General features: G+C 72.1%; 13 protein-coding genes. 7 read left to right on the plus strand and 6 right to left on the minus strand.

Going from position 1 to position 12670, the window contains the following annotated elements:
- Positions 1 to 89 precede the first annotated feature (89 nt).
- Both BLU95_RS21400 and BLU95_RS21405 read right to left on the minus strand, forming a co-directional pair.
- Positions 90 to 1088 (minus strand): inorganic phosphate transporter, encoded by a 999-nt coding sequence (locus BLU95_RS21400; RefSeq protein WP_093861444.1) that lies wholly within the window; start codon positions 1086 to 1088, stop codon positions 90 to 92.
- A 5-nt stretch (positions 1089 to 1093) separates the two neighbouring features.
- Complete coding sequence (locus BLU95_RS21405) at positions 1094 to 1714, minus strand: DUF47 domain-containing protein (RefSeq protein WP_093861445.1); 621 nt, start codon at positions 1712 to 1714, stop codon at positions 1094 to 1096.
- A gap of 486 nt (positions 1715 to 2200) precedes the next feature.
- Here BLU95_RS21405 and BLU95_RS44235 point away from each other — a divergent pair, with 486 nt between their 5' ends.
- Complete coding sequence (locus BLU95_RS44235; protein WP_231977717.1) at positions 2201 to 2593, plus strand: metal-sensitive transcriptional regulator; 393 nt, start codon at positions 2201 to 2203, stop codon at positions 2591 to 2593.
- Positions 2594 to 2637: 44 nt separating this feature from the next.
- On the opposite strand, the gene BLU95_RS21415 is transcribed toward BLU95_RS44235, so the two are convergent.
- Together BLU95_RS21415 and BLU95_RS21420 are read right to left on the minus strand one after the other, a co-directional pair.
- A complete protein-coding gene (locus tag BLU95_RS21415) occupies positions 2638 to 2898 on the minus strand; it encodes a hypothetical protein (RefSeq protein ID WP_107452684.1) in 261 nt (86 codons plus the stop codon).
- Positions 2899 to 3070: 172 nt separating this feature from the next.
- Entirely contained in the window at positions 3071 to 3982 is a 912-nt protein-coding gene (locus BLU95_RS21420; protein ID WP_093861447.1) for an SCO4651 family lipoprotein, read from the minus strand.
- Positions 3983 to 4186: 204 nt separating this feature from the next.
- Here BLU95_RS21420 and BLU95_RS21425 point away from each other — a divergent pair, with 204 nt between their 5' ends.
- Positions 4187 to 4339, plus strand: coding sequence for a hypothetical protein (locus BLU95_RS21425; RefSeq protein ID WP_173862094.1), 153 nt, complete (start codon positions 4187 to 4189; stop codon positions 4337 to 4339).
- A gap of 15 nt (positions 4340 to 4354) precedes the next feature.
- Here the strand turns inward: BLU95_RS21425 and BLU95_RS21430 are convergent, their stop codons facing one another.
- Positions 4355 to 5095, minus strand: a complete 741-nt coding sequence (locus BLU95_RS21430; protein ID WP_231977718.1) for a phosphatase PAP2 family protein — start codon at positions 5093 to 5095, stop codon at positions 4355 to 4357.
- A gap of 196 nt (positions 5096 to 5291) precedes the next feature.
- A complete protein-coding gene (locus BLU95_RS21435; protein ID WP_400754062.1) occupies positions 5292 to 6521 on the minus strand; it encodes a C40 family peptidase in 1230 nt (409 codons plus the stop codon).
- 239 nt (positions 6522 to 6760) lie between these two features.
- Between BLU95_RS21435 and BLU95_RS21440 the strand changes: the two genes are divergently transcribed.
- From BLU95_RS21440 to BLU95_RS21460, 5 genes are all read left to right on the plus strand, one after another.
- The gene (locus BLU95_RS21440) at positions 6761 to 7111 is read left to right on the plus strand and encodes a DUF8827 family protein (RefSeq protein WP_045941228.1); all 351 of its coding nucleotides are present in this window, start codon (positions 6761 to 6763) and stop codon (positions 7109 to 7111) included.
- 280 nt (positions 7112 to 7391) lie between these two features.
- Positions 7392 to 8216 carry a DUF8175 domain-containg protein gene (locus tag BLU95_RS21445; RefSeq protein WP_231977719.1) on the plus strand — a complete coding sequence of 275 codons (825 nt, stop codon included), beginning with the start codon at positions 7392 to 7394 and terminating at the stop codon, positions 8214 to 8216.
- Positions 8206 to 9540 carry a hypothetical protein gene (locus tag BLU95_RS21450; RefSeq protein ID WP_231977720.1) on the plus strand — a complete coding sequence of 445 codons (1335 nt, stop codon included), beginning with the start codon at positions 8206 to 8208 and terminating at the stop codon, positions 9538 to 9540. The genes BLU95_RS21445 and BLU95_RS21450 overlap by 11 nt, the downstream gene beginning before the upstream one ends.
- A 7-nt stretch (positions 9541 to 9547) precedes the next feature.
- Entirely contained in the window at positions 9548 to 11122 is a 1575-nt protein-coding gene (locus tag BLU95_RS21455; RefSeq protein ID WP_231977721.1) for an SCO6880 family protein, read from the plus strand.
- Positions 11123 to 11160: 38 nt separating this feature from the next.
- Positions 11161 to 12510, plus strand: a complete 1350-nt coding sequence (locus BLU95_RS21460; RefSeq protein WP_093861450.1) for an ATP-binding protein — start codon at positions 11161 to 11163, stop codon at positions 12508 to 12510.
- Positions 12511 to 12670 lie beyond the last annotated feature (160 nt).

Below are 12670 nucleotides of genomic sequence, written 5' to 3' on the forward strand. Positions count from 1 at the left end.
CCGTCCGCGTCGCTGTCCGTGCTGGTGCCTGTGTGCCTGTGTGTCCGCGTGTCCGCTTCGGTGTCCGGGGCCGGACGGGTGCGGGCCGGTCAGCCCCAGAACAGGTGGACGAACCAGTACACCAGCGCCGCCACCAGGGCGGCGGCCGGCATGGTGATGAACCAGCCGAGCACGATGTTCTTGGCGACGCCCCAGCGCACCGCGCGGATCCGCTTGGTGGCACCCGCACCCATGATCGCCGAGGTGATCACGTGGGTGGTGGAGATCGGCGCCTTGAAGACGAACGAGGTGATGTACATGACGGTCGAGGCGGTGGCCTCGGCGGCGAAGCCCTGCGGCGGGTCGAGCTCGATGATCTTCCGGCCCAGGGTCCGCATGATCCGCCAGCCGCCGGCGTAGGTGCCGAGCGAGAGCATGGTCGCGCAGGAGATCTTCACCCAGACCGGGATCGGGTCGTCCGGGCTCTCGTGACCCGAGATCACCAGGGCCATCACCACGATGCCCATGGTCTTCTGGGCGTCCTGCAGACCGTGCGCGAGCGCCATGGCGGCGGCCGAGGCGGTCTGCGCGACCCGGAAGTTGCGCTTGGCCCGGTGCGGGTTGGCCCGGCGGAACAGCCAGAGGATCGCCAGCATCACCAGGAAGCCGCCGACCAGGCCGACCACCGGGGAGACGATCATCGGGATGATGATCTTGTCGACGACGCCGCTCCAGATCACCTCGGTGCCGCCGGCCAGGGCCGCGCCGACCATGCCGCCGAACAGCGCGTGCGAGGAGGAGGAGGGGAGGCCGAAGTACCAGGTGACGAGGTTCCAGGCGATCGCACCGACCAGCGCGGCGAACAGGATCGCCATCCCCTGGTTGCCGGTCGGGGTCTCGATGATGCCCTGGGAGACGGTGTGCGCCACCCCGCTGCCCAGGAAGGCGCCGGCCAGGTTCATCACCGCGGCCATCGCCAGCGCCGCCCTGGGCGTCAGCGCCCGGGTGGAGACCGAGGTCGCGATCGCGTTGGCCGAGTCGTGGAAGCCGTTGGTGTAGGTGAAGAAGAACGCAACGCCGACGACGGCGATGAGTGCTGCCATGTCCACGGGGGTCAGGACTCCTTGACCGCGATGGTCTCCACCGTGTTGGCGACGTGCTCGAAGGCGTCCGCGGCCTGTTCGAGGACGTCCACGACCTGCTTCAGCTTGAGCACCTCGATCGCCTCGTACTGGCCGGAGAAGAGGTGGGCGAGCAGCTTGCGGTGGATCTGGTCGGCCTGGTTCTCCAGCCGGTTGACCTCGATCCAGTACTCGGTCAGGTTGGACATGCTCCGCAGGTTCGGCATCGCCCCGGCGGTCAGCTCGGCGGCGCGGGCCAGGACCTCGATCTGCTGCTCGATGCCCTTCGGCAGGGTCTGGATGTCATAGAGGACGACCAGGTCGACGGCCTCCTCCATGAAGTCCATGATGTCGTCCAGCGACGAGGCGAGGTTGTAGATGTCCTCGCGGTCGAAGGGCGTGATGAAGGACGAGTTCAGCTGGTGGAAGATCGCATGGGTGGTGTCGTCTCCGGCGTGCTCGGCGGCGCGCATGCGCTCGACGATCTCCGCGCGGGCCGACACGTCTGATCCCAGCAGTTCCAGCAGGAGCTTCGAGCCCACGACCAGGTTCTCCGCGGCGGCGGCGAACATGTCGTAGAAACTCGTCTCCTTCGGGGTCAGGCTAAAACGCACGGAAATCTCCGATGTGCGGGGTAGGGGACTGAACGATGCTAGGTGCAACCGCGCGTGGGCGCGCAAACGGGGTGGCCGAAAAGGAGTCGGAACCTCCCCTTCCGTTCGGCTGCCGCAACGGTGGGTCCGATGCACCACAGGCACGGGCGTGAGCCCCCAGTCTGACGGAACCTCGCCCGGATTGCCCCTGCCGTGCGGGCGGAACGGCGGGGTGTTGCCCGGACGGGGGAACCCGGCTCCGGCCGGGAACCGACGCCGCCGTTCCCGGCCCACTGCCGCTCCCGGCCCGGCGTGGGGCCGGCGTGGGGCCGGCGTGGGTCCGGCGTCGACCGCTCGACGAGCCGCGGTCGGGCCTTCGCCGCGCCTTCGTCGGGCCTTCGTCGGCCGGCTCCGGGCCGACGCTGCCGGAGGAACACCACGACGGGCCCGGGTGTTGGACACTGGAGGCCGACGCAGCCACCCAGGCACCCAGACGAAGGCGGGCCGATGACCACCACGCAAGCGCGTACCGGGCCGGAGCAGGCGCCCGGGGCGGAACCGCAGGGCGAGCACGCGGTCTCCCCGGACACCGCCGGGTCCGCACACACCGGTCACGGCCCGCACGGGTACAGCGCCCAGAAGGACGCGCACCTCAAGCGGCTGCGCCGGATCGAGGGCCAGATCCGCGGCCTCCAGCGGATGGTCGACGAGGACGTCTACTGCATCGACGTGCTGACCCAGGTCTCGGCCAGCACCAAGGCCCTGCAGTCCTTCGCCCTCTCCCTGCTCGAGGAGCACCTGCGGCACTGCGTCGCGGCCGCCGCCGAGGAGGGCGGGAGCGAGCTGGACGCCAAGGTCGCCGAGGCCACCGCGGCGATCGCCCGGCTGCTGCGGAGCTGAGCCCGGCGCGGCCGGCGGCGCCGGCGGTCCGGGTGCCGCAGGGCCTACGGGTCCCGCGGGTCCGGTGACGCCTGCGGGTCCGACGACGTCCGCGGGTCCGGCAGCTCCCGCGGGTCCGCCGGCTCCGGCGCGGATGCGGGTACCGGGCCGACGTCGGGCCGGTCGAGCAGCACCTCGTCGATCCGCTCGGTCGGCAGCCGGTCACCGCTGCTGGCCGTGGCGGCGATCATCAGCTCACCGGCCAGCTCGATCTCGTCGAGGGCCGCGTCGTCGTGGCCGCCGCTGCGGTCGCCCGTGGACGCCATCACCTGCACCACCCCTTCAGCGCCTCACCAGCCCGGGCGGCAGCCACCCGACGTCCAGCCTAGGCACTTCGGAGCCCGTCCACATGGCACGGACGGGCCATCTCGGCGCCGCCGAAACGGGTGGGCTCCGGGACTCCCGGGCCCACCCGGACCGGCGGCCTCCCACGCCGAGCTACTTCGGGCTCTCACCGGGTTTCATGGTGAAGATGTCCGAGGCGGCGGGCTCGGCGGCCTCCACCGGCTTGCCGAAGTCCGTCAGTGTGGTGGTCGAGACCACCTTCACCTGGTCCTTCGCCTCCTTGGACCCGGCCACCCCGGCGAAGGTGAAGACCTCGACCACCTTGTGCAGCCGGCCCTGGTCGTCCAGCCAGGCGTCGTAGGGCACGTCCTTCACGGTGAAGGTCTGCGCCCCCATCCGCAGGCCGTCCCCACCCCGTCCGCCGGTGGCGTCGGCCGCCTTGGCGAGGTCCAGGGTGCCGCGGAAGTGCTTCAGCGGCACCCCGTCGACCGTCTCGGTGCCCACCGCCTCGGCCTTCTGCGCCCCGCGCAGCGCGCCCGCGGCGGAGGCCGGGTCGGTGGCGCCACCGCTGACCAGGTTGCCGTCCGGCAGCTGGCGGACGTCCAGCTTGACCCACTTGCCCTCCGGCACCTTGGCGCCGCTGTTCTGGAGGTAGACGGTGCCGGGCAGCAGCACCTCGACGATCTTGCCGGTGGTCGCCGCACCGGGCGGCACCTGCACCTCCAGCCGGCCGATCCGCTTCACGTAGTCGTAGCCGCCGGTGCCGGTGAAGACGGCCTTCTTGTCGGCGGACTCGGTCACCAGCTCGGTGGCGGCGTGCGCCGAACCGGCCCGGCCGGTGATGTCCGCGGTGCCCCGGACCGCCGTCAGCGGGTCGGTGGAGAGCTGGTCCGGGGTGCTGCTGGCCTGCTGGTCGGCCGAGGCGCCCCCGGCGCTGTCCGGCGAGCAGCCGGCCAGTCCGGCCGCGCCGGTGAGGACGGCGGCGAGCAGCACGGCCCCCGCCGCCGGCCGCGGCCGCCGCTCCGCCCGGCCGACCGTTCGGCCGGTGCGCTGCTGGTCGGTCATCTTCATCCTCGCGAAACCCCCTCGGGCCCGACTGCCCCGCCGGCCACCACCAGGGGGTGGGCAGAGCTCTTTCCGGGCAAACGAGTTGGGGCGTGAGGGGTTACGCGGGACCCGGCGCGTTCCGGATGTCGCGCGCCGGTGGCCCGGCGCGTTACCGTGAACCACGTGCACAGTGAGCTGCCGGACGTTTCCGGCACTGCCCGGATGCCCGAGCACCGTGTCGCGATCAGCGAACGCGGTTCCTTCTGCTTCGCGACCTGCAGCTGCGGCTGGTTCTCCCCGGCCCGGCGCTCGCGCGACCTCGCCCGCCGCGAGGCCGACGACCACCTGGCCGGTCACGGCGCCGCCCCGGCGTAGGGCGGGCCGTGCGGATCACGCGGCCAGGTCGGACTCGGGCCGCGGTTCCTCGGCGCGGACCGTGCCGCGCGTTCCGCCGCCGCGTCGCCCCCGTCCACCGCGCCCGGGTCCCCGCCCGCCGCCGCCGGACTCGCCGCGCCGTCGGGCGCGGACCAGCGGGGCGAGCGGGGTGCGGGTCAGGGCGTGGCAGAGCGGGACGAGCACGGCCATCGCGATCGGCGCCAGCAGCAGCACCACGGCGACGGCCAGCGCGAAGCCGCCGATCACGTCGGTGGGGTAGTGGACGCCCATGTACATCCGGCAGAAGCCCTGCAGCAGGGCCAGGCCGCCGGCGATCCAGCCCAGCCGCCGGTTCACCAGGAAGAGTGCCACCGCGATGCCCATCGACATCGTGGAGTGGTCGCTGACGAAGGAGTAGGTGCCGGCCTTGCCCTCGACCAGCACCTCCAGGTCGGGGTGGTCGACGAAGGGCCGGGGGCGGTCCACGATCGCCGCGATCGGCAGGTTGGCGAGCTCGGCGATGGCGACCGACAGCGGGGCCCAGAGCAGTCCGGCGACCGCCACCGGGGCGTCCGGACGCCGCCGGGCCTGCAGCCAGCCGACCAGGCCCAGCAGTGCGAGGCCGATCAGGATGCCGTACTCGCCGATCCAGGAGACCAGGTGGTCCAGTCGGGCCGGGGCGTGTTTGGCCAGGCCGTTGACGGCGTAGAGCAGGCCGAGGTCGGGGTTGGTCGTGTCGGCAAGCGGCGTCGACACGCCGCACCTCCTTCTGGTCCGCTGCACCTGGATCGTTCCGGCCGTGGCCCGTCCGCCGTCGCCCAGGTCAGGGCGGCTGACGGAAGGCCAACGGACACAACGTCATAACCGACGGACAGCGTTCCACGGAAACGCGCGGTTATGGAAACTTGACTCAGCGTCCACGCGGCGCGCACACCGGCCGGGCGGTCGCGGATCAGTTCTTTGCGGGGGTTTGACCGGAACCGGCCGGTCCGGTGGCGGCGACCGCGGTGGGCCGGGCGGCCGGGGCCGCCTGTGCCGCCTGGGCCGCCGGCGCCGCGGGGGCGGGGCTGCCGGGCGCGGTCGGCCCCGGAGTGCCGGGTGCCGGGGTCGTGGCCGGGGCCGGGGTTGCCGCCGGGTCGCCGGGGCGGCTGGGGGCGATCACCCCGCCCTCGGCGTTGCGGTTCGGCAGGGCCTGGGCGGCGTCCGAGGTCACCCGGGTGGCGCCGATGTACTCCTTGGTGTCGATCTTGTCGTAGCGGATCACCGCACCGGTGTGCGGGGCGTTGATCATGTACCCGCCGCCGACGTAGATGCCGACGTGGTGGATGGAGCGCGGGTCGGTCAGATCGGTCGCCCAGAACACCAGGTCACCCGGTCGCAGCTGGTCGCGGGACGGGTGCGGGCCGGCGTACCACTGGTCGTTGGCGACCCGGGGCAGGATGATGCCGACGCTCTCGAACGCCGCCTTGGTGAGCCCGGAGCAGTCGAACCGCCCGTTCTGCCAGGCGAGCCCGTCCCCGCCCCACAGGTACGGGGTGCCGAGCTTGCCCTGGGCGAAGTAGATCGCCCCGGCGGACTGCGCGGAGACCTCCACCGGTGCGTCCGGGGCGGCGAAGCTGCGGGCGGTGGCCAGGATGTTCCGCACGTATCCCTGGGTCTCCCGGTAGGGCGGCACGCCCTGGTACTTCGTCACCGCGCCCGGCCCGGCGTTGTAGGCGGCCAGCATGTTCGACTGGCGGTCGCCCGGGACCTTGCCGACGTAGGTGGCGAGCGCGCAGTCGAAGGTGGCGGCCGAGGCGATCGCGTCCAGCGGCTCCCAGGGGTCCTTCCGGCCGTCGTTGTTGCCGTCCGTGCCGTACGTCGCCCAGGTGGCCGGCATGAACTGCGCCAGTCCCTCCGCCCCGACCCCGGAACGGGCCCGTGGGTCGAAACCGCTTTCCTGGTACAACTGCGCCGCGAGCAACGGGGGGGAGAGATCGGGGCAGAGCCGGCCCCACTGTTCGATCGGGCCTTGGTACGCGGCCGGAACGGTTCCCGGGGAGAGTCCGGCCGCATTGCCCTGGCGCTGCGGAGTCCCGCTCGCCGCATACGTCCCGAACGTCACCAGCCCGACGAAGCCGACCGCGACAACTCCTGCGGCAGCGGCGGCCGTAGCGCCCTTCCGGAGTACCATCAGCACCATCCCGACGAATCGTCAGTCGAAGTGTCCCGGAAGGCGTTGCTCACCGCAATCATCAGAGATACAAAGAGTGAGCGCTATCCTTCGTGCGGTGGACATCCTCGCGTACATGTCCGATGCCTCACGACCAATCCGCGAGAAGCAGCCAAGTCGACATCAGATCTGGCCAAGAATAGGTACCGACCCTTCGCGCGGGCGGGGTCTGGGCCCTTGAATTTGCCTGATCGGGCGGTGAGATGGAAATGAACCAGAGCAGCGTGCACAGCATCGCGATCGGCCACCTGGCCGAGGACCCTCCAAAGAAGCCGAATATCGACACCATCATCGGCGGGATCGCCCCGGACTGGGGTCCGTTCGCGAGTCTCGGCTCGGAGGCCCGGGTGATGGTCGAGGTCGTCATGGCCGTGGCGATCCTGGCCTGCCTCGGCCTCGCCGTCTGGGGTGCCGCCAAGCAGCGGATCGGCGCCACCGCGATGCGTGACAGTTTCGGTGCCGAACAGGGCAAGGGGCTGATCATCGCCGGCCTGACCGGCGTGTTCATCATTGGATCACTTGGCACTCTGTTCACCATTGTGTACGGCATGGCGATCTGACGATCGGGCAGCGCGGGCCGGACAGGCGGAGCGGACAGCCGGGGCGGAGCCGACGGCGCCCACCGGGCGGACCGTTGTGACGCGCCGGCGGACGGCGCGGCATCCTTGCCGGTCGACCTGTCCGATCGTCTGACCGTCCGACTGCCGGACCGTCCGGCCGGGCGTCCGCGCATGTCCGGCGTCACGCCGGGAATCCATCCACCACCCCTTCCCTCCCGCCCGCCCACGGTCGGAGGGGCCCCCGGAGCCGCCCCCGGCTCCCCGCACCAGGAGGGCCGCCGTGCCGTTGTCCGACGACCAGCCGCACACCCGTACGCGGCTGCCGGTCGGCGAACAGCCCTCCTCGCAGGGGAGCGCCCGTCAGGCGCGGCCGCTGCGGACCCTGCTGACCGTCCTGGTGGTCGTCACCCTGCTCGTGCTGGCGATCTCCATCGCCAACCGGGGCAAGCCCGACCCCGGCGGTTCCGCCGCCGGACGCTCCGCCGACCGGGCCGCCGCGGCCACCGCCACGTCGGGGGCGGGCCCCGCGCCCAGCGGGGACCAGCCGGTGAGCACCACCGTCAACGGCATCGCCACCGGCTTCCCGCACACCGACGGGGGCGCCCAGTCCGCCGCCGCCAACTACGCCGTGGCCATCGGCTCCGCCGAGATGTTTCGCGCGGACAGCCGCCGCACCATCGTCAGCACCATCGCCGACCCGGCCGCCGCCCAGGCCCTGCAGTCCCGGCTGGACCAGGGGTTCGGTGCCGACACGGTGGCCCGCTACGGGCTGGACGCCCAGGGCCGCGCGCCGAAGGGCCTCACCTTCGTCAGTCGCACCGTCCCGGTCGGAGCCAGGGCGGTCGGCTACACCGACACCGAGACCAAGGTCGAGGTCTGGTGCACCGGTCTGAACGGTCTGGCCGGCGAACGCTCGGTGCAGCCGGTGGTGGCGAGCTGGTTCACGCTCACCCTCGATCTGCGCTGGACGGGCGGAGACTGGAAGCTCACGGACTACGCAAGCCGGCAGGGGCCCGCGCCCATGCCGGGCGACGAACAGGCCGCCACCGCCGAGGAGATCACCGGCGCCGTCCAGCAGCTCGGGGGTTTCCGCTATGCCCGTTGACCTGACCGCCGACCGGCCGGCCGGCCGCCGAACGGGGCACGGCGGTGCCGTCCGGCCCGCCGTCCGCCGTGCGGGAACGCTGGCGGGAGCGCTGGCGACCGTACAGCTCGCGGCCCTGCTCGCGGCGCAGCGCGTCTTCGCCGAGCCGTCCCCGACGGGGACGCCGTCGCCCTCTCCGTCGGCCACCTGTCAGAAGGTGGACCTCCCGATCCCCGGGAGCGATGCGGGTTGTGCCCCGAACGGTGCCGTGGTGATCCCCGGGAGCGGGACGGTCGGGACGGTGACGGACCCGTTGGGGGCGCTGGCGAAGGGGTGCGCCCAGGCGGCGGTGTGGGTGGTGCGGAAGCTGTCGGGGGCGATCGACGGGACGACGGAGGTGGACTTCACCAACGCGTCGTTCCTGCAGCAGTACGCGGTGGTGTTCGCCGCGTCGACGGTCGTCACGCTGGTGCTGTGGCTGCTCGCGGTGACCAAGCGGGCGGTGCGCGGGGCGCCGTTGACGACGGCGATCTCGGAGGCGATCGGGTTCCTCTGGCTGACGGTGGTGGCGTCGGCGTTCACGCCGTTGATCCTGTACACGGTGGTGAGCGCGACCGACGGGCTGACCAAGGCGATCGCGGTGGGGACGAAGTCGGACACCGGGACGTACCTGGGCGGGTTCGCGGACACCCTGGAGAAGGGTGACATCGGCGGCGGGCCACTGATCCTGATCATCACCTCGCTGGTGGCCGTGCTGGCCGCGGCGGTGCTCTGGATCGAGCTGCTGATCCGGGCGGCGATGCTGTACGTGGGCGCGCTGCTGGGGACGGCGGTGTACGCGGGGCTGGTGGACAAGCAGCTGTGGAAGCACGTGCGCCGCTGGGCGGGGGTGATGCTGGCGGTGGACCTGGCGAAGCCGATCATCGTGATCATCCTCGGACTGGCCGGGGCGGTGTCGGCCGGGGCGGGGGCGAGCGACGACTTCGCCCGGGTGCTGTCGGGGCTGGCGATCCTGTTCCTGTCGATCTTCGCGAGCGCCGCCGTCTACCGCTTCGTGCCGGGCTTCGGCGACGAGATCATGAACATGCGTCACGCCCGGGCGAGCGCGGTGTCCGCCGGGTCGGCGATGATCAACGGGACCGCGAACTTCATGCGGCAGGGCATCAGCACCCACGGCGAGCGCGGCGCGCCGGGCGGCGGGGGCGGTGGGGCCGCCGGCGGCGGTTCGGTCGCCCCGGGCATCGCCGCCCACGCGTCCCGGGCGCCCTCGCCGCCGCCGCAGGCCGGGCCGCCGGCCCAGGCCTCGGGTCCGATCCGCGACAGCAATCCAGCGAAGGGAGGGTGACGGGTAAGTGAGCAGCGAACCGCTCGGCCAGTACGGGGCCCAGTACGCCCAGCCGTACGTGCACCAGCGCCGCACCTACCTGATCGGCAAGGCCCGCCCGAACGCGCCGATCGGCCGGAACCGGGAGTCCGGGGAGATCGTGCTGATCATCTTCGGCGCGTTCCTCGGCATGCTCTGGGGTCTGCTGATGCCGGTCCTGCCGTTGCGCATCGGGGGTCTGGTGGGTCTGCCGGCGCTGGCGATCGCGGCCGTGTACGTGCCGTACCGGCGCCGGACGTTCTACAAGTGGGTGGAGATCAACCGCACCTACCGGCGGACGGTCCGCAGCGGGCGGGCGGTGTGGAAGTCGGACGCGGTCGACGCCGGGACCCGCCTGGACGGCCGTGAGGTGGAGATCGGCCCGCCGCCCGGGGTGGGGCGGCTGCGCTGGCTGTCGGCGCCGTTCGGGCCGGACGAGGTCGGGGTGCTGATGCACCTGGAGCGGCGCACGGTGACGGCGGCGATCGAGATCGAGGGCCCGGGCGTCGGGCTGCGGGACTCGGAGGACCAGGAGGCGCTGGTCGACCGGTTCGGGACGCTGCTGAAGCACGTCGCGAACGGGGACGGCTTCGTGACCCGGCTGCAGATCCTGGCCCGGACCCTGCCGGCCGACCCGGACGCGCACGCCAAGGACGTGGAGCGGCGCGGCGACCCGGGCGCGCCGAACTGGCTGAAGGACTCGTACGACCAGTTGCAGTCGATGGTGTCGACCTCGTCCGAGCAGCACCGGGCGTACCTGGTGGCGTGCATGCACTACACCCGGGACCTCGCCGCCGAGGCGCACGCGATGGGGCGGACGGCCACCGGCCGGCGGGCCCGGGACGACGAGGGTCTCGCCTCGGTGATGGCCCGCGAGCTGACCGACATCTGCGCCCGGCTGGCGGAGGCGGACATCCGGGTGCGGCAGCCGCTGGGCCAGGCGCGGCTCTCCTCGCTGCTGCACTCGATGTACGACCCGGACCACCCGATCGACCACATCCAGGCGATGTCCAGGCGCAACGCCTGGCCGGCCGAGCTGGACGCCACGCACCCGCAGTTCCTCCAGGCGAAGACCCGGGAGTCGGCGACCCGGGAGCCGTGGTGCCACGCCACCGCGTGGATCAAGGAGTGGCCGCTGACCCCGGTCGGTGTCAACTTCCTGGCGCCGCTGCTGGTGCACACCCCGGACGTGATCCGGACGGTGGCGGTGACGATGGACCTGGAACCGACCGATGTCGCCATCGAGCGGATGCTCACCGAGAAGACCAACGACGAGGCGGAGGCCAGCCGCGCCGCCAAGATGAACCGCACGGTGGACCCGCGCGACCTGGCCCACACCGGCCGGGTGGACCAGCGGGGCGACGACCTGGCGTCCGGCGCGGCCGGCGTGAACCTGGTCGGGTACATCACGGTCTCCTCGCGCAATCCGGACGCGCTGGCCCGGGACAAGCGGACGATCCGGGCCTCGGCCGGCAAGAGCTATCTGAAGCTGGAGTGGTGCGACCGCGAGCACCACCGCGCGTTCGTCAACACCCTGCCGTTCGCCACCGGTATCCGCCGCTGAGCGGGTCCCGGCCGAGCGACTGATCTGGAGGCCCCCGTATGGCGATCGGCAACCTCACCGAAGCGTTCACCAGCCTGGCGTTCGGCAAGGTGGAGACCACCCGGCTGCCGGTGCGCACCTCGACCGGCCAGGCGCAGGCGGTGTACCTGCCGACCGCCGCGCCCGGGCTGGGCGACTCCGGGGTGATCATCGGGCGCGAGGTGTACAGCGGCAAGGGGTACGTGTACGACCCGTTCCAGCTGTACGGCCAGCAGCTGCCCGCCCCGCACTGGCTGGTGCTGGGGGAGTCCGGCAACGGCAAGTCGGCGCTGGAGAAGACCTATGTGCTGCGCCAGCTGCGGTTCCGGGACCGGCAGGTGGTGGTCCTGGACGCGCAGGGCGAGGACGGGGTCGGCGAGTGGAACCTGATCGCGAACGCGCTGGGCATAAAGTCGATCCGGCTGGACCCGATGGCGGCCAGGGACGGCGGGGTGAAGCTCAATCCGCTGGACCCGGCGATCACCCAGACCGGGCAGCTGTCGCTGCTGCGGACCATCGTCGAGGTGGCGATGGGGCGCGGTCTGGAGGAGCGGGCCGGCTTCGCGCTGAAGGCCGCGCACGGGCACGTGGTGGCGACGGTCCGGGACCGCCAGCCGGTGCTGGACGACATCATCGACACCCTGCGCAACCCCGACCTCTCCTCGGTGGAGTCGCTGGGCGTGGCCGTGGACGAGGTGCAGTCCTGGGGCCTGGACGTGGCGCTGGTGCTGGACCGGCTGGTCGACGGTGACCTGCGGGGCATGTTCGACGGGTCGACCACCGACGGCATCGACCTGGACGCGCCGCTGATCGTCTTCGACCTGTCGCACATCGACCGCAACTCGATCGCGATGCCGATCCTGATGGCGATCGTCGGCGTCTGGCTGGAGCACACCTGGATCAGGCCGGACCGCAAGAAGCGGATCTTCCTGGTCGAGGAGGCGTGGCACATCATCAACAGCCCCTTCGTCGCCCAGCTGTTCCAGCGGCTGCTGAAGTTCGGCCGTCGGCTCGGCCTGTCCTTCGTGGCCGTGGTGCACCACCTGTCGGACGTGGTGGACGGGGCGGCGGCCAAGGAGGCCTCGGCGATCCTCAAGATGGCCTCCACCCGGACGATCTACATGCAGAAGGCCGAGGAGGCGCGGGCCACCGGGCGGGTGCTCGGTCTGCCCCGCTGGGCGGTGGAGATCATCCCCACACTTTCGCCGGGCATCGCGGTCTGGGACGTCAACGGCAACGTCCAGGTGGTGAAGCACATCATCACCGAGGCGGAGCGCCCACTGGTCTACACCGACCGGGCGATGACCGAGGACGCGGTGGCCGAACGGGCCCGCGCCGAGCACCAGTTGGCGGCCGAGCCGGGGATCTGAGCCCGGGGCCGACGGGCCCGGGGCGCGCTCCCGGGCCCCGGACGCGCGCCCCGGCGCGCCGGTCCGGCGGGCGGTGCGCACGGCCGCGCGGCGGTCGGAATCCAACGACGATTCGTCAGTAGGTAACCCTGTCGTTACGTCCAGGGGCCTGACAGCTACG

Origin of the sequence: Streptomyces sp. TLI_053 (assembly GCF_900105395.1) — a bacterium.
Lineage (GTDB): Bacteria > Actinomycetota > Actinomycetes > Streptomycetales > Streptomycetaceae > Kitasatospora.